At 33.2% G+C, this 26,629-nt stretch carries 16 protein-coding genes; 13 read left to right on the plus strand and 3 right to left on the minus strand.

Translation table 11 applies throughout. The features are described from left to right. The first annotated feature begins 16 nt into the window (after window positions 1-16). Both ASF10_RS14850 and ASF10_RS14855 read left to right on the plus strand, forming a co-directional pair. Window positions 17-1,279 (plus strand): aminotransferase class I/II-fold pyridoxal phosphate-dependent enzyme, encoded by a 1,263-nt coding sequence (locus tag ASF10_RS14850; RefSeq protein WP_056250555.1) that lies wholly within the window; start codon window positions 17-19, stop codon window positions 1,277-1,279. Between the two features lie 115 nt (window positions 1,280-1,394). Beyond that, window positions 1,395-1,874 carry a hypothetical protein gene (locus ASF10_RS14855; RefSeq protein WP_056250557.1) on the plus strand — a complete coding sequence of 160 codons (480 nt, stop codon included), beginning with the start codon at window positions 1,395-1,397 and terminating at the stop codon, window positions 1,872-1,874. 75 nt (window positions 1,875-1,949) lie between these two features. Here the strand turns inward: ASF10_RS14855 and ASF10_RS14860 are convergent, their stop codons facing one another. Both ASF10_RS14860 and ASF10_RS14865 read right to left on the minus strand, forming a co-directional pair. Then, a complete protein-coding gene (locus tag ASF10_RS14860) occupies window positions 1,950-3,068 on the minus strand; it encodes a hypothetical protein (protein ID WP_056250560.1) in 1,119 nt (372 codons plus the stop codon). A gap of 51 nt (window positions 3,069-3,119) precedes the next feature. Further along, a complete protein-coding gene (locus ASF10_RS14865) occupies window positions 3,120-4,097 on the minus strand; it encodes a transporter (RefSeq protein ID WP_056250563.1) in 978 nt (325 codons plus the stop codon). A gap of 89 nt (window positions 4,098-4,186) precedes the next feature. Here ASF10_RS14865 and ASF10_RS14870 point away from each other — a divergent pair, with 89 nt between their 5' ends. The 6 genes from ASF10_RS14870 to ASF10_RS14900 all read left to right on the plus strand — a co-directional run bounded on the left by ASF10_RS14870 (window position 4,187) and on the right by ASF10_RS14900 (window position 12,410). Continuing rightward, on the plus strand, window positions 4,187-4,507 hold the full coding sequence (locus ASF10_RS14870; RefSeq protein ID WP_117611383.1) for a DUF4834 family protein: 321 nt from the start codon (window positions 4,187-4,189) through the stop codon (window positions 4,505-4,507). A 50-nt stretch (window positions 4,508-4,557) separates the two neighbouring features. Further along, on the plus strand, window positions 4,558-6,996 hold the full coding sequence (locus ASF10_RS14875; RefSeq protein ID WP_056250566.1) for a YfhO family protein: 2,439 nt from the start codon (window positions 4,558-4,560) through the stop codon (window positions 6,994-6,996). Between the two features lie 318 nt (window positions 6,997-7,314). Then, window positions 7,315-8,604: a glycosyltransferase family 4 protein gene (locus ASF10_RS14885; RefSeq protein ID WP_056250569.1), complete on the plus strand. Its 1,290-nt coding sequence runs from the start codon at window positions 7,315-7,317 to the stop codon at window positions 8,602-8,604. 46 nt (window positions 8,605-8,650) lie between these two features. Continuing rightward, complete coding sequence (locus ASF10_RS14890) at window positions 8,651-10,120, plus strand: polysaccharide biosynthesis C-terminal domain-containing protein (protein ID WP_056250571.1); 1,470 nt, start codon at window positions 8,651-8,653, stop codon at window positions 10,118-10,120. A 95-nt stretch (window positions 10,121-10,215) separates the two neighbouring features. After that, window positions 10,216-11,868, plus strand: a complete 1,653-nt coding sequence (locus ASF10_RS14895; protein WP_056250573.1) for a mechanosensitive ion channel family protein — start codon at window positions 10,216-10,218, stop codon at window positions 11,866-11,868. A 242-nt stretch (window positions 11,869-12,110) separates the two neighbouring features. After that, on the plus strand, window positions 12,111-12,410 hold the full coding sequence (locus tag ASF10_RS14900) for a hypothetical protein (RefSeq protein ID WP_056250575.1): 300 nt from the start codon (window positions 12,111-12,113) through the stop codon (window positions 12,408-12,410). Window positions 12,411-12,531: 121 nt separating this feature from the next. On the opposite strand, the gene uvrA is transcribed toward ASF10_RS14900, so the two are convergent. Continuing rightward, window positions 12,532-15,327 (minus strand): excinuclease ABC subunit UvrA, encoded by a 2,796-nt coding sequence (gene uvrA, locus ASF10_RS14905; RefSeq protein ID WP_056250577.1) that lies wholly within the window; start codon window positions 15,325-15,327, stop codon window positions 12,532-12,534. A 318-nt stretch (window positions 15,328-15,645) separates the two neighbouring features. Here uvrA and ASF10_RS14910 point away from each other — a divergent pair, with 318 nt between their 5' ends. From ASF10_RS14910 to ASF10_RS14930, 5 genes are all read left to right on the plus strand, one after another. Next, window positions 15,646-18,447, plus strand: coding sequence for a triple tyrosine motif-containing protein (locus ASF10_RS14910; protein WP_317039051.1), 2,802 nt, complete (start codon window positions 15,646-15,648; stop codon window positions 18,445-18,447). Between the two features lie 241 nt (window positions 18,448-18,688). Further along, complete coding sequence (locus ASF10_RS14915) at window positions 18,689-21,757, plus strand: SusC/RagA family TonB-linked outer membrane protein (protein ID WP_056250581.1); 3,069 nt, start codon at window positions 18,689-18,691, stop codon at window positions 21,755-21,757. Between the two features lie 11 nt (window positions 21,758-21,768). Beyond that, the gene (locus tag ASF10_RS14920) at window positions 21,769-23,250 is read left to right on the plus strand and encodes a RagB/SusD family nutrient uptake outer membrane protein (protein WP_056250583.1); all 1,482 of its coding nucleotides are present in this window, start codon (window positions 21,769-21,771) and stop codon (window positions 23,248-23,250) included. A gap of 12 nt (window positions 23,251-23,262) precedes the next feature. Then, the gene (locus ASF10_RS14925) at window positions 23,263-24,867 is read left to right on the plus strand and encodes a hypothetical protein (RefSeq protein WP_198529596.1); all 1,605 of its coding nucleotides are present in this window, start codon (window positions 23,263-23,265) and stop codon (window positions 24,865-24,867) included. A 56-nt stretch (window positions 24,868-24,923) separates the two neighbouring features. Continuing rightward, the gene (locus ASF10_RS14930; protein ID WP_056250585.1) at window positions 24,924-26,582 is read left to right on the plus strand and encodes a family 16 glycosylhydrolase; all 1,659 of its coding nucleotides are present in this window, start codon (window positions 24,924-24,926) and stop codon (window positions 26,580-26,582) included. Window positions 26,583-26,629 lie beyond the last annotated feature (47 nt).

Raw genomic sequence — 26,629 nt, forward strand, 5'->3', positions numbered from 1 at the left:
ACTTCAAAATATATTTATGGTAAAAGATTTATTCGAAAGAATTCAGAACAATAAAGGACCATTAGGAAAATGGGCTTCACAAGCTGAGGGATATTTTGTATTCCCAAAATTAGAAGGAGAACTTGGTCCAAGAATGCAATTTGGTGGAAAAAATATTTTAAACTGGAGTTTGAATGACTATTTAGGACTTGCAAATCATCCTGAAGTACGTCAGGCCGATATTGATGCTGCAACTCAATTTGGAGCAGCTTACCCAATGGGGGCTCGTATGATGTCAGGTCATACAAAATACCACGAACAATTAGAAAACGAATTAGCTGAGTTTGTAATGAAACCGGCGGCATATTTATTAAATTTTGGTTATCAGGGAATGGTTTCGACTATTGATGCCTTGGTTACTAAAAATGACATTATTGTTTATGATGTTGATTCTCATGCTTGTATCATTGATGGTGTTCGTTTGCACATGGGTAAACGTTTTACATACAAACACAATGATCTTGAAAGTATGGAGAAAAACCTGCAACGTGCTACTAAAATGGCAACAGAAACAGGTGGTGGAATTCTTTTTATTACCGAAGGTGTTTTTGGAATGCGAGGACAACAAGGTAAATTAAAAGAAATTGTAGCTTTAAAAGAAAAATATAATTTCCGTTTATTAGTAGATGATGCACACGGTTTTGGTACTCTTGGTAAAACAGGAGCGGGAGCAGGTGAGGAGCAGGGAGTTCAGGACGGTATTGACGTATATTTCTCTACTTTTGCAAAATCAATGGCTAATATTGGTGCATTTGTTGCTGCGGATCAGGATATTATTGATTATTTGAAATATAATTTACGTTCTCAAATGTTTGCAAAAGCATTGCCAATGATTCAGACAATTGGTTCATTGAAACGTTTAGAGTTATTGCGTAATCACCCTGAATTGAAAGATAAACTTTGGGAAAATGTAAATGCATTACAAAACGGATTGCGTTCAAGAAACTTCAATATTGGAGATACAAATACTTGTGTAACACCAGTTTATTTAGAAGGAAGTGTTCCTGAAGCAATGGTAATGGTGAACGATTTAAGAGAAAACTACGGTATTTTCTTGTCTATTGTAATTTATCCGGTTATTCCAAAAGGAATTATTTTGTTAAGAATGATCCCTACAACATCACATACTTTAGGAGATATTGATGAAACGTTAGTAGCATTTGAAGCAATTCGCGAGAAATTAGAAAATGGTACTTATAAAGAAATTGCAAGCAGAACTAAAGTAGATTTAGACGCTTAATTTCTTCAAAATAAATTCCTAATATGGGAATTATGTAAAAAAATCCATTCGTTATGCGAATGGATTTTTTTTATTTAAAGTAATTTTATATAACTAATTATAAAAACAAAAGAACATGAAGAAAATACTAGCCTTTACAATTATTACTTTAAGTGTTTTTGCTTCTTGTAAAAAAGATCAAGTTGCAGAACCGGTAGAAATTACACCAAAAGCACCAAAAGAAGCTCAAATCCTTGAGCCATCAGGAGATCAATGTTATGCATCGACAGGTGCTAATAAAATTGAACTAAGTTACAATGTAAACTCGCATCAGGAAGTAAATGGAAAATTAAGCTATAACATAGCCGGGAAAGATAAAAATGAAGGAACTTTGATAGGGAATATGAAGGGCGATACTTTAATTGCTGATTATACCTTTATGTCAGAAGGAGTTTCATCTATTAGAGAGGTTGCTTTTATTGAAAAAGAAGGAATTCTTTATGAAGGATATGGAGATGTTGTGGAAGCAAATGGTAAAGTTTCCTTTAAAGATAAAAAACTACTGAAATTTGATCAAAAAAATACATTAACAAAAGTTGATTGTAAAGCAGAATAAGTTTTCTGTTATTATTTATACTAAAAAATCCATTCTTTGGGGAGAATGGATTTTTTAGTTTTATGATTATTTAGATTAAAGATATTTCAGATAAGTTTTTCTCTGACAATGAATTGTTGGGTCAAAGTTTTTCCATAATAAATGAATTGCCGTATTCTCTGCTAATTCTGGAGTTCTAATACAATTCTGAATTCCTTTTTCAGAAAACGTTTTATAATATTCATCAAAAATAATGGCTGTAACTCCTTTGTTTTGATAATCAGGATGAACTCCGATAAGGTAAAAAACAACGTCTTTACTTTGTTTTCTTGCTTTTAATAAATGAATAAATCCAAACGGAAATAGTTTTCCTTTAGCCTTTTGTAATGCCTCAGAAAAACTTGGCATTACGATACTAAAAGCAATTAATTTATCATCTTTATCAACAACAAACTTAATGTATTCCGGATTGATAAAGCTAATGTATTTCTTCTTGAAGTATTCTTTCTGAACATCTGAGATTGCCACAAACGAAGCTAATTTAGCATAAGATTCATTAAATAAATCAAACATTTTGTCGACATGCGGCATAATGTCTTTTGTTTTTGTAAAGGTAAGAGAGCGCAAACCGTATCTCTTTTTGATTAGTTCCTGTGCTTTTAGAAAAAACTCAGGTTTAACATTCGAAAAAGGGAAAATACTTTCGATATATTCTTTTTCTACCTGAAAGCCTAACTGTTCAAAGTGAGTTACATAATACGGATTATTGTACCATGTAATCATGGTTCCCATTTGATCATAACCTTCTGTAAGAACACCAACTTTATCTAAATTCGAAAATCCCATTGGACCTTCAGCATGTTCCAGATTATGTTGTCTGCCCAGTTCATAAACTTTTTCAAGTAAAGCTTTTGTTACTTCGATATCATCAATAACATCAAACCAACCGAAACGAACTTTTCTTTTGTGCTGATTATTAACTTCAGACCAATTGATAATTGCCGTAATTCTGCCCACAATTTCGTTGTCTTTGTAAGCAATATAAAAATAAGCTTCGGCATTATCAAAAGCAGGATTTTTTGTTTTATCAAAAGATTCCAGTTCATCTGCAATAATTGGCGGAACCCAATACGGATTGTCTTTGTAGAGTGAAAATGGAAATTTGATATAATCAGTTAATTCCTTTTTGGTTTTGGCTTCTTTAATTGTAATCATTAAAATTCTGTATGTAAATATCTCTTTTAAGAGGTTTGTTATTAATTTCTACTACTCGTATTTGGATTTGCGTTTTCTTTCTTTTTCCTGATAATCGATCTCTCTTTGTTCCATCTCATTATCTTTATTCTTTTTGGCTTTTTCCTTGCCTTTAAATTCCATTTGTTTTTCTTTATAACTTGCGTCATAACGCCAGGAAACTCCAACTCCTCCATAAAATATAGAAGGTGTGTTTTTAAAATTGGTACTCAAAGAGGCATCAACCTGAAGATTAGGATTGATCAAATAAGCTGCTCCGCCACGAACAATGGCATCGCTGTAAAAATCACTTTTATAGCCTTGATTTTCAACAAAACCAGACCATTTATCATTAAATCCGTGTGTTAATGTTAAAACGTAACCATAACTAGGATAATCTGTTGTAATATAATCGGCAATAATATTAGTTACAAAAACCCATTTTCCTCCTCCAAAAAGATTCTGAGTAATCAACATTACTTTAGGCGAAATACTGGACTCAGGCGAGAAAGAATATGGATTGTCTGCGCCAACAAAATTTGCTCCGGCAAATACAGACACAGCAGGAATTAATTCATGCCAGTTAAAACTATGATTGGCTTTATAGCTATAAATATTAGCTTCTTTTTTATAATTTTTATAAGGATCGTAGATTAGATATTTAGCTCCAAGAACTGTTTGTCTAAAATTATTCTTTTTATAACTTGTGTATGGAGTGTCGAAGTTTTCCATTTGGTATTGCAAATCCAGCACAAACTCCAGTTTTTCAAGAAATGCACCGTAACGTAACGTTATATCTGTACCAAAACCGCTTCCGTCGTAATCCAGTAAGTCGTGTTTTTCTTTAATACCGTATACACCAATTTCTGCCTGAATAACTGATTTTCCAACTCCATAAGCAGACATTGTTTCGCCTGGACGATTCGAGTTGATCACATCAGTATATTGTGCGAAAAAAAATTGTGGAACTAAACAAAGAGCTGTAATAAAAAAGCTTTTATTTTTTAACATAAATGTTTTTTTTGATTAAAAAGTAATAACGCATTTCAAATGTACTATATTTTATTATTTATTTAAGATTGATATTTTAATTTTAAACAATGGATTTATTAATTTTGGAAAAAAATTATATGATCATGCAAGAAGCATCTTTTACAAATTTGTTTAAAACGATAATGTGGATTATTGCGTTTTATTATATTTTTAAATTTTTAGCCAAAATCTTTTTACCGGTATTAGTAAAAAAAGCCGTTGAGAAAGCCGGAGAGAATTTTCAGAGACAACAACAATATACTCAGGATAATACATGGCAAAAAACGCGTGCAAATAATGATGAAATCATTATAAACACCGCTAATGCAAAAAATCCCCGTGAAACCAAAAAAGTCGGTGATTATGTTGATTACGAAGAAATAGATTAAGTTTGTGTCCTAGAGTTACAGGATTCATCATTTAACCAAACCAGCCTAAATTGAAAATAGTAAATAAGTTCTATCCGCATGCCCTTGTTATATTGGGCTTTATTCTCGTTTCTTTAATTTATTTTTATCCTGTTTTACAAGGAAAACAAATTTTCCAGTCGGATATTGCTCAATATACCGGAATGGCAAAAGAACAGAATGATTTTAGAGCTACAGAACATTCTGAGCCATATTGGACAAATTCAGCATTTGGTGGTATGCCAACCTATCAATTAGGAGCAAATTACCCTAATGATTATGTGGGTAAAATAGATGACGCTTTGCGTTTTTTACCTCGTCCTGCAGATTATCTATTTCTATATTTCTTAGGTTTCTACGGATTATTACTGGTTTTAAAAACAGATCCTTTAAAAGCATTTATTGGTGCGATAGCATTTGGTTTTTCTACCTATTTAATTATTATACTTGGAGTTGGTCATAATGCAAAAGCCCATGCAATTGCTTATATGCCACTTGTTATTGCTGGATTTATACTGGTTTTTCAAAAAAAATATATTTGGGGAGGTTTACTCACCATGTTTGCGGTTGCGTTAGAAATTAATGCAAACCACTTTCAAATGACCTATTATTTACTGATATTCTTATTGATACTTTCAGGTTATTTTGCTTTTAATTTCATCAAAGAAAAAGAATACAAACCTTTACTAACTGCTATTGGAGTTTTGGCTGTAGCCGGAATTTTTGCTATTGGCGCCAATGCGACTAATTTAATGGCGACCAGCGAATATGCTAAATTTAGTACACGTAGTAACAGCGAACTGACTTTTAATCCTGATGGATCTAAAAAGGTAAACGAAAATGCTTTAAGCCGTGAGTATATTACAGAATACAGTTACGGAATTCCTGAAAGTTTTAACTTAATTGCACCAAGACTTTTTGGAGGTTCAAATCATGAAAATGTAGGAACTGATAGCCGTATGTATGCATTTATGCTGGAGCAGGGCGTTCCGTCAGAACAAGCTCAGGATTTTGTATCAGGAATGCCAACTTATTGGGGAGATCAGCCTATTGTTGCGGCTCCTGCCTATATTGGAGTTGTGGTTTTCTTTTTAGGAGTTTTAGCATTATTTATTGATGATAGAAAAATAAAATACGTTTTCCTTTCAGGTGCACTAGTTGCATTGGTACTTTCATGGGGAAAAAATTTCTCTTTACTAACAGATTTCTTTATTGATTATGTTCCAATGTATGATAAGTTCAGAGCAGTTTCATCTATTCAGGTTATTCTTGAATTGTGTTTTCCTGTTTTGGCTATTATGGGATTACAATCTTTCTTTAAAGCAAAAGAAGAACTTAAACTACAACAGAAAGCACTTATACAAACAGGAGTTTTTGGTATAGGAATCATTATAATTTTAGTATTTGCCAAAAGCATGTTTCATTTTACAGGAAGCAGTGATAGTTATTTCTTAGACAGTTACGGACCAGCTTTTGTTGATGCACTAAAAGAAGACAGAATGACCTTATATTCTGCAGATTTATTGCGTTCAGGCTTTTTTATCGTATTGACTTTTGGAATTTTATGGTTGTTTATTAAAAACAAACTGGCTCAAAATACAACTTTGATTATTGTTGGAATTTTAATGATTTTCGATTTGTTTTTTGTCGATAAAAAATATGTTTCTGCTAAAGATTTTGTGAGTCCGGTACAAATTGCAGCTCCGTTTCAGGAAACACCATCTGATGCGCAGATTTTAAAAGATACTACACATTACAGGGTTTTCGAAGTAAACGGAAATATGTCGAGTGCGCGTGCATCTTATTTTCATCATTCTCTTGGAGGATATCATGCCGCAAAACCAAGAAGAATGCAACAGTTGTTTGACTACCAGATTGCAAAGAACAATATGGAAGTTTTGGATATGTTAAATGTAAAATACATTATCCAGACAGATAAAGAAGGAAAAGAATTCCCGACCGTAAATCCTAATACAAACGGAAATGCGTGGTTTGTAAGCACTGTAAAATTGGTTAATAAGCCAGATGACGTGATGAAGGCTTTAGATCATATTGATACTAAAAAAGTAGCCATTTTTAATGTTCGTGAACACGAAGTAAAGTTTAAAAGTGCCCGTTTAAAGAAACAATGGGACACAACCGGAACTATAAAAGTGGTACAATATAAACCTAATTATATCAAATATAAATCTGATAATCCAAAAGACGGTTTAGCTGTTTTCTCTGAGATGTATTATAAAAATGGCTGGAATGCTTATGTTGATGGTAAATTAACGAATCATTTCCCTGTTGATTATGTTTTAAGAGCAATGGAAATTCCGGGAGGAACACATACTATCGAATTTAAATTTGAACCTCAGGTTGTAAAAACCGGAAGTACTATTACTTTGGCTAGTTCAATTGGAATGTTGTTCCTTTTGATTGGAGGAATTTATTTTGAAAGAAAGAAGTCTGGTGAACAGTCACGGTAATCAGTTTCAGTCTCAGTCTCAGTTTTAAGAATGTTTTCGAAAATTACTAAAGTTGTTGTTTTTATCTTATTAGACTTGGCGGTATTTATTTTCTGCGGAGTATATATGATAGGATATGATGATTTTTATGAGGAAAGCCAAGGCGAATATTTTAGTTTGTCAAGTATGGAAACTAAATTTAAAATTGTCTGGATTTTTTTAATTTTTTGGCAAGTCTTAAATTGTTTTCTCTTGTTCTGTATTTTATTTAAAGCATATGAGAAATTTGCTTTAAAATAACTTCTAAATTTGCACTTTTAAACCATTAACAATTTTTCCTTGGAACCAAAGAAACTCTTAATCATTACTTATTATTTTCCACCTGCTGGAGGACCCGGTGTACAACGTTGGTTAAAATTTGTAAAGTATTTGCCTGAATTTGGTGTTCAGCCTATTGTTTATGTTCCTGAAAATCCAACTTACCCTATAGTTGATGAAGGTTTAGTGAGTCAGATTTCTGATAAGGTTATTGTTCTTAAAAATAAAATTTGGGAACCGTATCAATTAGCATCTGTTTTTTCTAAAAATAAAACCAAGAAAATTAGTTCCGGCATTTTTCCTCATAAGAAAAAACAAACTTTTTTAGATAAAACCTTTCTATGGATTCGTGGTAATCTTTTTATTCCTGATGCCCGTGTTTTTTGGGTAAAACCATCAGTGGCTTATCTTCAGGAATATATTAAGGAAAATAATATAGATACAATTGTGACTTCCGGACCACCGCATAGTCTGCATTTGATTGGTTTAGAACTCAAAGAAAAACTAAATGTAAAATGGTTTGCTGATTTCCGCGATCCATGGACAACAATTGGTTATCATAAAGCATTGCGTTTATCAGGTTATGCTGCTAAAAAACATAAAACTTTAGAACATAAAGTTTTAAATTCTGCTGATATCATTATCGTAACCAGTAAAACTACTAAAGCTGAATTTCAGGCGATTACCAATAAGCCAATTTCGGTAATTACAAATGGTTATGATATCGAAAATGTCGAGAAACAAACTTTAGATACTAAATTTACTCTTGCACATATTGGTTCATTTTTGTCTGATAGAAATCCTGATTTTTTATGGGAATGTCTGGTAGAATTGCTTCAGGAAATTCCTGATTTCAAAAAGCATTTAGAAATTAAACTGATAGGAGCAGTAAGTCAGGAAGTTTTAGATTCAATTGCCGCATTTAACTTAAAAGATTATTTGAATCTCCTTGGATATGTTTCGCACCGCGAAGCAATTGCACATCAAAAAAAATCTCAGGTTTTACTTTTAATCGAGATTAACTCAGAAGATACTAAAAGTATTATTCCGGGTAAATTATTTGAATATATGGTCTCAAATCGTCCAATAATTGCTATTGGTCCAAATGGATCTGATTTTGCGGATATCATTAAAGAGACAAATACAGGAGTATTTTTTGATTATTCTGAAAAAGCGAAGTTAAAAAGTGTAATTTTGGACTTTTATAATCAATTTTCAGAAGGAAAACTAGAATCGCATGGTGTTGGTTTACAACAATATTCAAGAAAAAGCCTAACCAAACAATTGGCACAATTGATTAGCGAATCATAAGATTGCAATAACCAAAAATCAATAATCTAAAATCTAAAATCCAAACATGGGTATTGTTTTAAATCAGTCTTTCAAAAACACAATTATTACTTACATAGGCTTCGCTATTGGCGCCATCAACACACTTTATTTATACCCAATTTATTTAGGTGCAACTTATTATGCATTAACAAATTATATTCTTTCTGCTGCAAACGTTATAATGCCTTTGTTTGCTATTGGAATGCAAAATACGCTTGTAAAATTTTATTCCCAATATAAAACCGAAGAAGAAAGAGAGCAGTTTTTGTCTTTTACAGCATTATTTCCTATTCTTATGTGTATTCCGTTAGGAATCATTGGTATTTTCTTCTTTGATGATATAACAGCATTTGTAACTAAGAAAAATCCGGTTGTAAAAGAATTTATGTTCTTAATTCCATTTGTAGGGATTTGCATGGCTTATTTTGAGATTTTCTACGCTTGGGCAAGAGTTCATATGCATTCTGTTTTTGGAAATTTTATAAAAGAAGTCGGATTAAGACTCGTTTCTACAGTAGCTTTAGTAGGATTGTATTTTAATTGGATGACCCTTATTCAGTTTGTTTATTTTACGGCAGGAATTTATTTTGTAGCATTTTTAGTTACCATGTTTTATGCCTTTTATATCAAGAAACCTAATTTTCAAATTACAATACCGGAGAATGTAAAAAGTGTTATGGAATATACTTTTTTTATTATTCTTTCAGGAAGCGTTGCTAATTTACTCCTCGATGGTGACAAATTGATACTGAACCAATACATGGAAATTGAAAATATTGCGTACTATTCTGTAGCAACCTATATTGCTTTGGTAATTTCAGTTCCAAGTCGTGCAATGCATCAGATCGTATATCCAATTACGGCAAAATTAATGCATGAAAATAAACATGATGAACTGAATGTTTTATACAAAAAAACATCGATTAATCTTCAAATAGTAGGTGGATTTGTAATGTTGTGTATTTTTGTTAATATCAATCAGCTATATGAAATAGTTCCTAAAGATTACAGAGGAGGTATTCCGGTTGTATTTATGATAGGATTGTCAAAATATTTTGATTTAATTTTAGGAAACAATAATGCAATTATTTTTAATACTAAATATTACCGTACTGTATTATTTTTAGGTTTAGGATTAGTTGTTTTGACATTTGTTTTAAATATAATTTTTATACCACATTTTGGTATTATGGGATCTGCATTTGCTACCCTTTTATCCATTACTTTTTATAGTTTAGCCAAATTGCTTTTTGTAGTAAAAAAACTTGATTTGTATCCATTTACAAAGCAAAATTTATATTCTTTGGCAGTTACAACAGTTTTATTCTTAGTGTTCTATTTTTGGGAATTCCCAGTTTATCCATTAATAGGTATTGCATTAAAATCCATGATTGTAACTATTGTATATGTTTACTTAAATTACAGGTTTAATATTTCTCCGGATATTAATAAAGTAATCGATATGCTTTTAAGAAAAGTGGGAATCAAAATTTAGTACGATTTTATTGAGAAATCATAAAGTAATTTAAATTCGAATCTATTTTGTTTTTATATTTGCTAGAAGGTTAACCAACTTATAGCTAGCAGAATATGAAAAATAAATTGATTTGTTTTTTAACGCTTTTCATTGTTTTGTTTTCGTCACCTGCTTTTGCCCAAAATGATAGCTTACAAACATCAAAGACAGTTGCCACTCAATCAAAGCCAAAGCAATATCCTGTAAGTCCCTTTAAGGATACTCTTTTCTATGTATATAATAAAGTAGGCTCTTTTTCTGCAGAGAGCCGGGCAAAAGCCATTACTGATAAAATTAAAAAACTCTATGAAGATTCTTTTTTTGAAAAAGATTCTCTCCGAATTGTTCCTTCAGATATTTCTCAGGATATTGTTTATAAGGATGGTTTCGTTATTATGTCTATTCTGGATGTAGATGCAAAAGCAGAAAATAAAACAACAGATTTTATCGCAAGGCGAAATTTAAGTCTCATTAAAAAAGCAATCATTTATCAAAATAAAAATTATTCAATGCTTCCTAAAAGGCTTGGATATACTTTATTGCTTATTTTGATTATTGGTGTGATTTTATATTTTGTCGGTAAAATTTTTAATAGGATAAGATTATATATTCTAAGAAACAGCGATAAATATTTTAAAGGTTTTAATTATAATAACATTAATATTCTTTCGCCACAAAAGCAACAGTCATTGCTTATGCGATTGTACAGCGTTATAAAAGCTATTACTTTGATTTTGATAGTATATCTTTCGTTGCCGTTACTGTTTAGTATTTTTCCGGCTACAGAAGCGTATACAACAACCTTATTGCGTTGGATTCTTGCTCCGGCAAAATTAGCCATTATGGGATTTGTAGATTTTTTGCCCAGTTTTGTCACCATCTTAGTAATTATTTTCATCTTTAAATATGCGATAAAAATTATCAGGTTCTTTTTTGATGAGATTAAAAAAGAAAACATAAAAATTGATGGCTTTTACAGTGATTGGGCGATGCCAACCTTCAATATTATTCGTTTTTTATTGCTTGCATTTATGTTAGTAATTATATTTCCTTATTTGCCTGGCTCAGATTCACCAATTTTCAAAGGAGTTTCGGTATTTGTTGGAATTCTGTTTTCATTAGGTTCCTCAAATGCGATCGCCAATATGGTTGCAGGATTAGTAATTACCTATATGCGTCCCTTTAAGATTGGTGATTTTATAAAAATAGGCGATGTAAGCGGAGAAGTTATCGAAAAAACAGCTTTGGTTACCAGAATCAGAACACCTAAGTTCGAAGATATAACAATACCCAATGCGACTGTATTATCGAGCACTTCTACAAACTATTCATCAAATACAAAACAGGTTAATAATGGTTTATTGATTCATACGACCGTTACAATTGGTTACGATGTGCCCTGGAAAGACATTTATAAGGCTTTGATAGATGCTGCACTAAAAACAGAAATGACAGAACCAACTCCGCCACCTTTTGTATTACAAACAAGTCTGGATGATTTTTATGTTTCGTACCAAATTAATGTATATACCAAGCATCCTACAAAGCAACCATTGATTTATTCTTCATTGCATCAAAATATTCAGGATTCCTTTAATGCTGCCGGAATCGAAATCATGTCACCTCATTACAACGCTTTGCGTGATGGAAACACAACTACAATTCCTGAAAATTATCTAAAAAACGATTATGAACCGCCTTCTTTTACTATTAAGAAAAAAGAGTAATCTGCTGATAATGTGCTATTAATCTTAAAAATTTAACAGTGAATTATTTTGAAGTTAATTTTATAAAAATTAACTTTAACTGAGAATTTGGCAACACTTCGGTTTTTATGATAAAAATTATACTAGATAAGACAATAAAATCGGACATTTTGCTGTTTTTAAGATAGTAATACTTTTTTACGAAATTTAAATTTGTAAAATAATTGTAGTAGTATTTTGATTAATTTTTTTAAATGATGATTATGAAAAACAATGGACTGAGTCAGGAGCAGAGCTTACAAGTATTTTCTAATATGATATCAAACAAAGTTCATAACGGATTTACATTAGAAGAAAGAAATGATGAATTCCTTTTTGCGGTCCTTTCTAAAGGCGGAAAAGTGGTCAATCATGGTTTGAATTTTATCATTTTTTGTTTAACATTAGGATTGTGGTCATTTGCATGGCTTTATCTGACAATTGAAGCCTCAAGACAAAAAAAAGTACTAGTTGCAATTGATGAAGATGGTTTACCTTTTGAAGAAAGATGTTTAGTCGCGTAAGAAATTTAAATCTCAAAATTAAAAATCCAAATTCCAAAATGATAATGAATCATTGGAATTTGGATTTTTTTTTAATTTATATTTTATTAAAACTTAGAACCTCAGTGCCTAAGTACCTTTTCTATAATTTATCCTTTAAATAAATTCCGGTAACAGATTTTTTCTCTTTCGCAACATCTTCAGGAGTTCCTACGGCTAATAAATGTCCTCCGTTTTCTCCTCCTTCAGGACCTAAATCAATAATCCAGTCAGCACATTTTATAAGATCAAGATTATGTTCGATTACAATTATAGAATGTCCTTTCTCTATTAAAGCATCAAAAGAAGCCAGTAATTTTTTGATATCATGAAAATGTAAACCAGTCGTAGGTTCATCAAATACAAATAAAGCTTTGTCTTTTGTAGCGCCTTTTACAAGAAATGAAGCTAACTTAATACGTTGTGCTTCTCCACCTGAAAGAGTAGAAGAAGATTGTCCTAGTTGTACATATCCTAAACCTACATCTTGTAGCGGTTGTAGTTTTTGTGTAATCTTAGTTTGTTTATTTTTATCAAAAAAAGCAATTGCATCATCGATTGTCATCGTAAGGATATCGTTGATGTTTTGATTATCAAAAGTAATTTCCAGAACTTCTTTTTTAAATCTTTTTCCGCCACAAGTTTCGCAAGGCAAAGATACATCTGCCATAAAGACCATTTCGACATTTATAGAGCCTTCTCCTTTGCAGGTTTCGCAACGCCCGCCATCTACGTTAAAAGAAAAATGTTTAGCCTGATAACCTCTTATTTTTGATAATTTTTCTTTGGCATATAATTCCCTGATTTCATCATAAGCCTTGATATACGTTACAGGATTAGATCTTGAACTCCTGCCTATAGGATTTTGATCCACATACTCAATATGTTTTATTTGAGAAAAAGATCCTTTTATTTCGCTAAACTGACCTGCTTTTTCGGCAGCATTTTCAAGCTTTTTCTGCATTGCCGGAAACAAAATCTTTTTGATCAGCGTACTTTTTCCACTTCCCGAAACTCCTGTAATAACAGTTAAGACATCAAGAGGAAAAGTAACATCAATATTTTTTAAGTTGTTTTCTCTCGCGCCAATAATATCAATATGATTTTTAAATTTTCGTCTCTTTTTAGGAACCGTAATTTCTAAATCTCCATTTAAGTATTTAGCTGTCAGTGAATCAGATTTTAATATTTCATCATAGGTTCCCTGAGCGACTAAATGTCCACCAAAAGTTCCTGCTTCAGGACCAATATCAATAATCATATCCGCAGCTTTCATAATATCCTCATCGTGTTCAACCACGATTACGGTATTACCTAAATCACGAAGCGAAAGCAATACTTTTATCAATCGTTCAGAATCTTTGGGATGCAAACCAATACTTGGTTCATCAAGAATATACATCGATCCTACTAAGCTGCTTCCTAGCGAAGTAGCAAGATTAATACGTTGTGATTCTCCTCCTGATAATGTAGCAGAATTTCGGTTTAGCGTAAGATAATCCAAACCAACCTCTGTCAAAAATGACAAACGATTATTGATTTCGACCATCAAGCGTTTTGCAATTTGCTGTTCGTAAACATTTAGATCAATATTTTTGAAAAAAGTAACCAAATGTTTAATAGGCAAATCAACTAAATCAGAAACTGTTTTACCATTGATTTTTACATAGGATGCTTCTTCACGTAAACGTTTTCCGCGACACGCATGACATTTTGTTTTTCCGCGATAACGGGACAACATCACGCGATTCTGAATTTTATAATTTTTTTCTTCCAGTTCTTTAAAGAAACCATTCAGACCTTGAAAATAGTTATTTCCTTTCCAGATTACATCTTTTTGATCTTCTGTAAGTTCGAAAAAAGGTTTGTGAATTGGGAAATCAAATTTATAAGCATGTTTTATCAATTCATCTTTATACCAGCTCATGCTGTCGCCTCGCCAGGGATAAATTGCATTTTCGAAAACCGATAAAGAAGTATTAGGAATCACTAAATCAGAATCTATACCAATAATGTTTCCGTAACCTTCGCAAACCGGACAAGCTCCGTAAGGATTATTAAAACTGAACAAATGAACATTTGGTTCCAGAAATGTAATGCCGTCAAGCTCAAAATTATTCGAATACGTAAATCTCTTATCTGAGTTTAGTTCCTGCAGGTAACAAATTCCTTTTCCTTCAAAAAAAGCAGTTTGTACAGCATCTGCCAAACGATTATAGAACTCTTCTTCATCCTTGACAACAATTCTGTCAATGATTAATAAAATATCTTTATTGTCTAATTTATGAATTTCTGTAGGCGTAAATTCATCTAAACGAACCATTTCGTTATCTACTAATATACGGGCAAAACCTTGTTGCAAAAGCACCTTTAGTTTATCTTCAAGTTTTCTGCCTTCTTCAAGATGAATAGGCGAAAGCAAAAGCCATTTACTGTCTAATTCCAGGTTTTTTACATCGCCAACAACATCGGTAACCGTATTTTTTTTAACTTCTTGTCCGGAAATTGGTGAATAAGTACGACCAATTCTGGCAAATAAAAGTTTAACATAATCGTAGATTTCAGTCGAAGTTCCTACGGTCGAACGCGCATTTGTAGTATTTACTTTTTGCTCAATAGCAATTGCCGGAGCAATACCTTTAATGTATTCGACTTTTGGCTTGTCTAAACGCCCTAAGAACTGACGTGCATAAGAGGATAAACTCTCTACATAACGACGCTGTCCTTCGGCATACAAAGTATCAAAAGCCAAACTCGATTTACCTGATCCTGAAAGACCTGTAATAACAACAAGTTTATTTCTGGGAATAGCAACATCTACATTTTTTAAATTATGTACTTGTGCTCCTTTAATTATAATATTATGTTTTGGGTCTAGTGTAGAAAGATCAATTTTCATAAAAAAAGTGAATTTTTACAAAAGTAATCAATTTTGAACTGAATTTTGTTAACGAGATTGTTCCAAATTTTAACTAATTGTTCCAGAATTGCCATGTTACTAATAATAGATTTAGGCAGGAATAAGTTTGATGTATTCCAGGGTTAAAAATTTTGCCACGAATTTCACGAATTAATACAAATTAAATTGCCGGAATAATCGAAAAAAAAATTAGAGGAAATTCGTGAAATTCGTGGCGAAAAAAAATCATTTTAATCTGTGGCAGAAAAAACACTATTTTAGGACTGCTTTTACATTAAATTAATACAATATATCAATTTGAAAACTAAACTTTCTATCCTGCTTTTTTTGATGAGTTTTATTCTGTTTTCACAGGATTTTCCGCCAATTATTAAGTATTCTTCAGCTGTGTATGGCGCGGGAAATCAGAGTTGGATGATTTCTCAGGATAATCAGAACTATTTATATTTTGCAAATAATGATGGACTTTTAGAATATAATGGTACAAACTGGCAATTATATCCTACGCCAAATGAAACTATTATGCGATCTGTAAAAGTAATTGGAAACAAGATTTATACAGGTTGTTATATGAATTTTGGTTTTTGGACCAGACTGGCAAATGGCAAATTAAAATATACTTCGTTAAGTGATACTATTAAAAATAAGATTTTAGACGACGAACAATTTTGGAATATTCTTAAATATGATCAGTGGATTTTATTTCAATCCCTGAACCGAATCTATATTTATGACACCAAAACCGGGAAATTTAAAATCATTGCACCCAAAAACGGCGTTGTTAAATCATTTGCACATAAAAATGCGATTTATTTTCAGACTCTAAAAGAGGGACTTTTTGAAATCGAAAGTGGTAAAGCGAAGTTAGTTTCAGACGATCCTGTTCTTAAAAAATTTACGATCGCAAATGTCTTTAGTACAGAAGACGGTTTGCTTATTCAGACGCAATTAGACGGGATATATAAATTATCAGGAAATAATCTGACCCGTTTTACTACAGATATTGATGCCGAAATAAAATCAAGTTTTGTCTACAGCAGTCAGCTTTTGCAGGACGGAAGTTTTGCTTTGGGAACGGTTTCAAACGGAATTTTTATCTTATCGGATAAAGGAAAACTTAAATATCACATTTCGCAAAGCAAAGGATTAAGCAATAATACCGCTTTGTCACTTTTTGAAGATAAAGATCAAAATTTGTGGGCGGGACTTGATAACGGAATCAATTGTATCAATATTAATTCGCCGGTACATAGTTTTACAGATGATACCGGAGTTTTGGGGACAGTTTATGTCTCGGCGACTTTTAATGGTTTGTTGTATGTGGGAACAAATCAGGGATTGTTTTGTAAAAATATCCAAAGCAATTCTGAGTTTAAATTCATCAACGGAACAAAAGGGCAAGTCTGGTCGCTTTTTGTATACGATAACACGCTGTTTTGCGGACATGATTCGGGAACTTTTATTGTTACAAATGATTCTGCCAGAAATATATTTTCGGCTTCCGGAACCTGGAAATTTGAAACGGTTCCTAATGCTGGAAATCAATTGCTTCAGGGAAATTATTACGGAATTTCGGTTTTAGAAAAAGTAAATAATCAGTGGGTTTTTAAAAATAAAATTCAGGGTTTTGATTATTCCTCCCGTTATTTCGAAATCACGAATAATCTCGACGTTTATGTAAGTCACGAATACAAAGGTATTTTTAGGCTAAAATTAGATAAATCGTTATTTAAAGCTTCTCATTTCTATGCTTATAAAGCTCCACAAAAAGGAAAAAATGCGAGCTTAACCAAATTCAACAATCAAATATATTATGCTTACAAAGGCGGAATTTTCAAATTAAACCAAAAATCAAAACTTTTTCAGAAAGACAATTTACTGAGTTCAATTTTCGAAAAAGACGAATATACTTCCGGAAAATTAATCGTCGATAATTCGAATAAAATCTGGTTATTTTCTAAAAATTACATTCATTATTTTTCTGCCAGTAAACTGAGCAATCAGTTAAAGCAAAACGTGATTCCAATTCCTTCCTCACTAACCAATTCGATGCTGGGTTTTGAGAATATTACCCAAATTTCAAAATCAACCTATTTAATTGGTACCACAGATGGATATTATACGCTGAATATTGATGATTTGAGTTTTAAAAACTATACCGTTTTCATTACAGATATTACAATAAACAAACAAAATGAAAACCTGAAAAATGTAGAGATTCAGAACGAAGGAGAATTTAAATCATCAGAAAATAATATCACCTTAAACTATACCGTTCCGGAATACAACAAATACATCAATTCAGAATATCAGTATTTATTAGAAGGTTTCCAGAATGACTGGAGCGAATGGAGCACAAAAGCCACAGTGAATTTTAAAAACCTTTCGCCGGGAAAATACACTTTTAAAGTAAGGGCTAAATATGCCAACACGATTTTGCAAAATACAGCAACTTACACATTTGTAGTATTAAAGCCTTGGTATTTAACCAATCTGGCGTGGTTTATTTATTTTCTGTTCATAATAGTTCTCGGTTATTTTGTGAACAAAGCCTATCTAAATTATTACCACAAACAAAAAGAGAAATTGATAGAAGAAAATAATCTTTTGCTTGAAATAAAAGAACTGGAGAACGAGCAGCAATTAATGAAACTTCGTAATGAGCAGCTTTCTCAGGATGTTGATAATAAAAATCGCGAACTGGCAGTTTCTACGATGAGCTTAAACAGTAAAAATGAATTGCTGGCATTTATAAAAGAAGATTTAAAAAAGACGACTCAAAACGATAGCAATAATATAAAATCTGTCATAAGTACAATTAACAAAAATATTACTGAGGAAGATTCCTGGAATGTTTTTAAAGAAGCTTTTGATAATGCCGATAAAGATTTCCTGAAGCGAATAAAACAGCTTCATCCGTTGCTTACTCCAAACGATTTGCGTCTTTGTGCTTATTTGCGATTGAATCTTTCCTCAAAAGAAATAGCACCTTTATTTAATATTTCGGTTCGAAGTGTAGAGATAAAAAGATATCGTTTGCGTAAAAAAATGGATTTACAGCACGAAATCGGTTTAGTAGAATATATTCTGGCTGTATAGTACATCAACAATCTCCTGAAATTACCTATACATTACCACAACATTAACGGTTTGTTGTGAGTTTTAGCAGTTTATGTTAAAGAAATTAACATTCTGAATTTATAGTTAAACAAGGGTCTGTTTTGAGATATATTGAATTTAGCCATTATTTTTTTGTGATGTATGTTTTTTGTTGAGGTTAATTTTATCGTTTTCCTAAACGGATAAGATAAATTTAGCTTTCAATAAAAACTAACTAATTATGAAATCCAAATTATTACTAACCGTACTAATGCTGTTTACATCATTTGCGTTCTCGCAATCATTTGATGTTACCGGTACAGTACTAGATGCCACCTCAGGAATCTCATTGCCTGGTGTGAATGTAAAAGTTAAAAATTCGTCGCAGGCAACCTCAACTGATTTCGACGGATCTTTTAAATTATTAGCAATCCCAAAAGGAACTACACTTGTTTTTAGTTTCATTGGTTTAAAAACACAAGAAGTTGTAGTTTCAGGAACCAAAATCACGGTTAAAATGGGCGATGACACAAGATCACTTGATGAAGTTGTAGTTATTGGTTATGGTAGCCAAAAGAAAAGAGAAGTAACAGGAGCAGTTTCTGTACTTGACAGCAAAACGCTTGATATACTGAAACCGGCAAGGATCGAGCAGGCTTTGCAGGGAACTATTTCCGGGGTTAATGTTACGACCCAATCCGGAGCTCCCGGCGCACCTATAGATGTGCGTATTCGTGGTATTGCTACAAACGGTCAAAATGGTCCAACAACTATTATTGATGGTTATGTTGGAGACTTAAATGTTTTAAACCCAAATGATATCGAAACCGTAACGGTTTTAAAAGATGCACAAGCGGCAATTTACGGAACTATTGGGGCAAACGGAATCATCCTGATTACGACCAAAATGGGGAAGAAAAATTCAAAAACAAAAATCTCTTTTAATAGTTATACCGGATTTCAGGAAGCATCAAGAAAATTACCAATTCTAAATGCTACTGAATATGCATTATTATTAAATGAAAGTTATGCAAATGGCGGAAAAGCACTTCCTTACCCAAATGTAAGCGGATTAGGAAAAGGAACAGATTGGCAAAAAGAAGTTCTGGGAACTGGTGTACCTTTATTAAACAGCGATTTGACAATTTCAGGAGGATCAGATAAAATTACTTATTCTATTAGTGGTTCACACCTCGATCAGGAAGGTATTGTTGGCGGTGATAAATCAGGTTACCTGAGAAACACGGCAAGAATAGGATTAGGCGCTGATTTAAGCGATAAATTCAAACTGAAAACAAATGTAATCTATACTTATTTTGACAGAAAAACAATTAACGAAAACGGATTAGGATCAGTATTGTTTAATGCCTTAAATGTACCGGCAACTTTTAGTACGCATGATGCCAACGGTAATTTTACTCTCGTACCAAGCACAACAGGATTAGGAACAGAAATTATAAATCCGCTGGCACAAATTGACAATACTTATAATGATTACAATTATAAAAAGCTAAACGGAAACTTTGGTTTAGATTATAAAATTTTTAAAGGCTTTACATTATCAAGTTCAATAGGTTTTAATACCGCAAACAGCGAAAGCAAAATTTTTGGCCCGCAGATAAGTTATGGCGGAAAAGTATTTGACGTACAAAGAAGTTCTGTAACCCAAAGAACAGTAAACGATAACGATTATTCATTTGATATTTACGCAACTTATAATACAAAAATTGCACAAAACCATAATGTTACAGCAACCATAGGAAACACCATTTACAAACAATGGGGAAATTCTGCTGTTGGAACAGGTTATGATGTGCCAAATAATTCATGGGAATTTGCAGATTTATCTTTAACCAAAGGATTACCAACTGCTTTAAATATTGGAGGTTACGTGTACGACCAAAGAAGAATCTCTTATTTTGGAAGAGCACAATACGATTATAAAGGAAAATATCTTTTTTCAGCAATGATCAGACGTGATTCTTCGACAAAATTTGGACCGGGCTTTAAAGTTGGATATTTTCCGTCTTTTACTGCAGGTTGGGTAGTTTCTGATGAAGGATTCTTTGGAACTTCAAAAACAGTTAACTTCTTAAAATTCAGAGCCAGTTACGGAACTTTAGGAAATGATCAAATTCCAAACAATGGATTTTTGAGTATTTTAAATGGAGAAGCAACTTATGTTTTTGATGGCATATTAGTAAACGGAGCTGCAACGGGACAAATCCCGAATCCGGATTTAAAGTGGGAAGAAGCCAAAAAGTTTGATGTTGGTTTAGACTTAAGATTATTCAACGATAAAGTTAATGTCGTAGCAGATTATTTTATCGATACCAGAAAAGATTTATTGATACCAAATATTCCGGTTTCAGGAATTGTAGGCATTGGTGCGCCGGGTGCGAGCGCTCCAACCATGAATGCCGGAACTGTTAGAAATTCAGGATTAGAATTCGCAATAGATTATAAAGAGAAATTATCAGATTCATTTTCGTTTACAGTTGGCTATAATGTAACCTTTCTTAAAAATGAAGTGTTAGAAGTAAACAACGGAACCGGATTTATTGAGCAAGGTTCTTTTGGAGTTGGGCAACCGGCTGCAGCACGTATGGAATCCGGAAAACCAATTGGCTATTTCTATGGCTATAAAACCGACGGAATTTTCCAGAACCAGTCAGAAGTTGATGCACATCCGTCGCAATTGGCTTTAGGCGCAAATGCTTCACCAGGAGATATTCGTTATGTAGATATAAATGGCGATGGCGTAATCGATACCAAAGACAGAACCAATATTGGAGACCCAATTGCAGATGCGACAATGGGATTCAATCTGCAATTAAATTATAAAAACCTTGATTTTGCAGTATATACATTTGCATCAATAGGCAATGATATGGTACGTAATTACGAAAGAGTACTTTCTGATGCCAATCGTCTGGATTATGTTTTAGACAGATGGACAGGCGAAGGAACAAGTAACTCTGTACCAAGAGTAACTACCGGCGCAACGGCAAACAATGTACTATCAGATTATTTTGTAGAAGATGCTTCTTATTTCAGAATCCAGAACATACAATTAGGATATACAATTAATCCTAAAGTAACTCAAAAAGCCGGAATTACAAAACTAAGGCTTTATACCGGAGTAAATAATTTATACACTTTTACCAAATACAAAGGGTTTGATCCGGGCGCTTCGTTTGGACCTACAAATCAGGATGGAGTTTCTCAGTCACCAATTGGTGCCGGAATTGATTATGGATTTTATCCTGTGCCAAGAACCTATTTATTGGGTCTAAACATTAATTTTTAATTGCTATTAAAATGAAAAAATATTTAGTTACAACCATTATAACACTAACACTCTTCTCGACAATAAGTATTTCTTGTTCAGATGAGTTTGTGAGCCCAAAACCAGAATATTCTATAGATTCTGAGAATTATTTTAATTCAAAATCAGATTATGATGAAGCATTAGTTGCCGCTTATGATTTGCTGCAATCTACTTATGCAAATGTTTTATTAGGCGAAATTGCCTCAGATAATACATTGGCCGGAGGAGAAAGCCCAACAGACGTAATTGGCTGGCAACAAGTAGACGATATGATTCATACACCCGTAAACAGCAATTTAAGAGACATCTGGAACTGGATGTTTGCAGGAGTACAAAGAGCCAATTATATTCTTGAATTTAAGGATAAAACAAATTTTGAAGGAAAGACCCAGCTACTTGCAGAAACACGTTTTCTTAGAGCATATTACCAATTTGAGTTAGTGAAATGGTTTGGCGGAATCCCGATGAAAGGAGATGCAAGATTTAAAGTTGGAGACGAAAAAACAGTACCGCGCTCATCAGTTCAGGAAGTTTATGCTTCTATCGAAGCTGATTTAATTTTTGCGTCGGCTAATTTATCTCCAACAGCATCTCAAAAAGGAAGAGTTACAAAAGGAGCTGCTCAGGCCTTATTAGGAAAAGCATATTTGTATCAGGGTAAATTTGTGCAAGCAGCATCTGTACTTGATGCTGTAATAAGTTCCGGAAAATATACGCTGCAATCAGATTATAATGCCATGTTTGAACTTGCCGGAGAAAACGGAACAGAATCTGTTTTTGAAGTACAATATACAGATGTTGAAGGAGCTGGTTTTACTTGTTTACAATGTAGTGAAGGTAACGTAGCAGTTGGTTTTAGCGGAATCAGAAATTATTCAGGACCACTTTTTTCTTCTGGATTTAGTTTTAATATTCCAACCAAAGAAAGTGCTGATGCTTTTGAAGTTGGTGACAAACGTAAAGATGTTGCCATATTGGATATCGCAGCATGGGCAGCAGCAAACAGCGGGGTAACTTATGGAAAAGGAAATGAAGATACCGGTTACTTTAATAGAAAATACCTGCCAAGAAAAATAAGTGCAGAAGCTCAGGGAGATTTAAACTTAACTAACCCAAACAATTACAGAGCAATACGTTATGCAGATGTGTTATTGATGGCTGCAGAAGCGTACAATCGTGGAGCGATTGATGATACCAAAGCAAAAACGTATCTAAATCAGGTAAGAAGACGTGCTTTTGGAGATAATAACCATGACATATCAGTTTCAGGAGCTGCTTTAACCGATTTTATTTTAGCCGAAAGAAGAGTAGAACTTTTTGGAGAAGGACATCGTTTCTTCGATTTAGTAAGAACTGGAAAAGCGGCTGGAAAAATTCCGGGATTCAAGGCAAATAAAAATGAATTATTTCCATTACCAATTGAAGAAATTCAATTTGGAAACGGAAACTGGCAACAAAACCCTGGATATTAAAAAAAAACTATCATGAAAAAAATACATTTTATTATAACCCTTTTCGTTTTAGCCCTGTTTGTGGGTTGTTCAAGCGAAGACAGCAATGTTAATTTGGATGGTCTGAGTGAACCAACAAATATAACTGCTCTGACCACTGTAACCCAGGATAATTCAGGTAAGGTAACTTTTATACCTACAGGAGAAGGCGTTACACAATTCAAGGTCAATTACGGAGACGGAACTCCAGAATCAGATTATTTTTCATCTGGCGCTAATGTAACACATACTTATAAAGAAGGAGTTTACAAGTCTAAAATTATCGCAATGGGAATTACCGGAAAAACAACCGAAGTAATTAAAGATGTCGTTGTTTCGTTTAAAGCACCTGAAAATTTAAAAGTGGTAATCACAAATGATTTGACAGTTTCTAACAAAATAACTGTAAAAGCATCAGCAGATTTTGCTTTGTTTTATGATGTTTATTTTGGAGAAGCAGGCAAACCAGAACCAGTTTCGGCAAACAATGGCGAATCAATTTCATACACCTATAAAGAACCGGGAATATATTCAATTCGTGTAGTTTCTAAAAGTGCAGCTATTAAAACAACAGAATATAAAGAAGATTTTGCAGCAAAATTAGTACTTAATCCAACGGCGTCAGCACCAACACCGCCTAACAGACCAGCAGGAAATGTAATTTCGGTTTACAGTTCAAAATACACAAATCTTGCAGGAACAAGTTTTTTCCCAAATTGGGGACAATCAACAGGATATAGTGAGTTTGATTTAAACGGAGATAAAATGCTGAATTATACGAATCTAAATTATGAAGGAATTGCTTTTGCAGATGATGTAAAAATCAATGTTTCAGCTATGGATTATATTCACCTTGATGTCTGGACAGCAGATTTGCCAAAATTAGATATATTCTTAATCAGCAGTACTAAAATTAATGGAGAAAGAGCCGTTTCAAAAGACCTGATCGCAAACCAATGGACAAGTATTGATATTCCTATTTCGGCATTTACAAGTCAGGATGGATTTACTGTTGCAGATATTTTCCAATTGAAATTGGTTGGAACTCCGGCAGGTAAAAATTTATTTATAGATAATATTTATTTTTATAAAAACGGAGAAGCATTAAGTACCGCAGCACCAACACCTACAAAACCAGCCTCAGATGTTATTTCGATGTTTAGCGATGCATATTCAAATGTTCCTGTAGCGACTTGGCGTACAGATTGGTCTGCTGCAACATTAGAAGAAACTGCTGTGGCAGGAAATGCAGTAAAAAAATACTCAGATTTAAATTTTGTGGGTATCGAGCCAACTGCAACAATCGATGCATCTGCAATGACACACTTTCATGTAGATGTATGGTCAGCTGATTTTACTGAATTCAGAATAAAATTAGTCGATTTTGGTCCTAATGGAGTTTACAATGGAGGAGGAGATGATAAAGAACACGAAGTAAAATTTACCGCTCCGGCAAAAGGAACATGGGTAAGCCTTGATATACCATTAACTGAATTTACCGGATTAACAACCCGCGGACATATCGCGCAGCTTATATATTCAGGAAACCCAAGCGGAACGCATACTATATATATTGACAACGTTTATTTCCATAAATAGAAATTAAATCTTATCAATAGATTAAAATGAATTTACATTTTATAAAAAAGAACAAAATGAAAAAATATAATAAATACTTCGTACTACTTTTTGCATTGGTATTAGCGATAAGTTGCCAAAATGAGGATCATTCTTTTGGAGATTTAGCAGCCCCGGCAAATATAAAAGTTACCGCTGAAATTGTTGGTAAAACCGCAGCTGAACCTAACGGAGACGGATCAGGAATGGTAAAGTTTACCGCAACAGGTGATAATGCCATTTCGTATAAATATGCTTTTAGTGACGGTACTACAGAAAATGCTCCAAGCGGAGTTTTTACAAAACGCTTTACCAAAACAGGTTTAAATACTTATACAGTAACTATAATAGCTTCAGGAAGAGGTGGTGTAGCTACTAATACTACTGTTGACGTTACGGTATTAAGCAATTTTAGTGATGATGAAGCCGTTAATTTCTTAACAGGCGGATCTTCTAAAAAATGGTATTGGTCAGCATCTGAACCAGGACATCTTGGCGTAGGTCAGAATGATGGTGATGCGACTAAAAATTATTTTTCAAATTACTATTCAGCTGGTGCTTTTGAGAAAGCTGCATCACCTGCAAGCAGCTGTTTATATGATAACGTATTGACCTTCTCGCTAGAAGCAGGACAATTAAAATTTGAATTAAATAATGGCGGAGCAACTTTCTTTAATGCTGCTTTTGCAAGCGTTGCAGGAGGAAGTTCACCTGATGATGCGTGTTTAACATACAATACCGGAAGTAAAAAAACAGTATCATTAAGCCCGTCAGAATCGGTTGTAATGGCAAATCCGGATCATGCAAAACAAAGTAGAGGTACAACGATGAATTTTTCTGACAACGGATTCATGGGGTATTATATTGGTCAGAATTCATACGAAATACTATCTATTACAGCAAACCGAATGGTAGTAAGAGCCGTTATGGGCGGTAATCCTGCGCTGGCTTGGTACCATATCTTTACGACCACAAAACCTACTCAGGCACCACCGGCAGATTTTACAAAACTGGTTTGGTCAGAAGAGTTTAATACAGACGGAGCTCCGGATGCCACAAAATGGAACTATGATTTGGGTAAAGGCGATAATGGCTGGGGAAATAATGAAAAACAAAATTATACCAACTCAGCAACAAACGTAACCGTACAAGGCGGAATGCTAAAAATAACTGCTAAAAAAGAAGCTTCAGGAGGAGCAGATTATTCTTCGGCACGATTAAAAACAGATGGAAAATTTAGTTTTACCTATGGAAAAATAGAGATTAAAGCGAAATTGCCAACTGGTAAAGGAACATGGCCGGCAATCTGGATGCTTGGACAAAATTATGCCACTAAACCTTGGCCGGCTTGTGGTGAGATAGATATTATGGAACATGTTGGGAACAATCAGGATGTTATTTTAAGTACACTGCATTATCCCGGTCATTCTGGCGGAAACGGTGTTTCAGGATCTAAGACAATACCAAATGTATCAACAGAATTTCATGTTTATAAAACAGTTTGGAGTCCTGCATCTGTACAAACATTTGTAGATGATCAGCTTATTCATTCAGTTCCTAATGAAGGTTCTTTACCTTTTAACAGCGACTTTTTCTTAATTCTAAATGTTGCAATGGGAGGTAATCTGGGCGGTAATATTGATGCTGCTTTTACCCAGTCTTCGATGGAGATTGATTACGTAAGAGTATATCAATAGATTATAAATTAATTAGTAAGAAGGAATGAGAAGGTCAGTTAAGGCTG

The sequence above is a fragment of the Flavobacterium sp. Leaf82 genome (genome assembly GCF_001422725.1).
In the GTDB taxonomy this organism is placed as follows: Bacteria; Bacteroidota; Bacteroidia; order Flavobacteriales; family Flavobacteriaceae; genus Flavobacterium.

Bases quoted from the DNA above. Each gene is read 5' to 3' on its own strand.
- ASF10_RS14850 (WP_056250555.1), top strand. From the start codon at position 17: ATGGTAAAAGATTTATTCGAAAGAATTCAGAACAATAAAGGACCATTA.
- ASF10_RS14855 (WP_056250557.1), top strand. From the start codon at position 1,395: ATGAAGAAAATACTAGCCTTTACAATTATTACTTTAAGTGTTTTTGCT.
- ASF10_RS14860 (WP_056250560.1), bottom strand. From the start codon at position 3,068: ATGATTACAATTAAAGAAGCCAAAACCAAAAAGGAATTAACTGATTAT.
- ASF10_RS14865 (WP_056250563.1), bottom strand. From the start codon at position 4,097: ATGTTAAAAAATAAAAGCTTTTTTATTACAGCTCTTTGTTTAGTTCCA.
- ASF10_RS14870 (WP_117611383.1), top strand. From the start codon at position 4,187: ATGGATTTATTAATTTTGGAAAAAAATTATATGATCATGCAAGAAGCA.
- ASF10_RS14890 (WP_056250571.1), top strand. From the start codon at position 8,651: ATGGGTATTGTTTTAAATCAGTCTTTCAAAAACACAATTATTACTTAC.
- ASF10_RS14895 (WP_056250573.1), top strand. From the start codon at position 10,216: ATGAAAAATAAATTGATTTGTTTTTTAACGCTTTTCATTGTTTTGTTT.
- ASF10_RS14900 (WP_056250575.1), top strand. From the start codon at position 12,111: ATGAAAAACAATGGACTGAGTCAGGAGCAGAGCTTACAAGTATTTTCT.
- uvrA (WP_056250577.1), bottom strand. From the start codon at position 15,327: ATGAAAATTGATCTTTCTACACTAGACCCAAAACATAATATTATAATT.
- ASF10_RS14915 (WP_056250581.1), top strand. From the start codon at position 18,689: ATGAAATCCAAATTATTACTAACCGTACTAATGCTGTTTACATCATTT.
- ASF10_RS14920 (WP_056250583.1), top strand. From the start codon at position 21,769: ATGAAAAAATATTTAGTTACAACCATTATAACACTAACACTCTTCTCG.
- ASF10_RS14925 (WP_198529596.1), top strand. From the start codon at position 23,263: ATGAAAAAAATACATTTTATTATAACCCTTTTCGTTTTAGCCCTGTTT.
- ASF10_RS14930 (WP_056250585.1), top strand. From the start codon at position 24,924: ATGAAAAAATATAATAAATACTTCGTACTACTTTTTGCATTGGTATTA.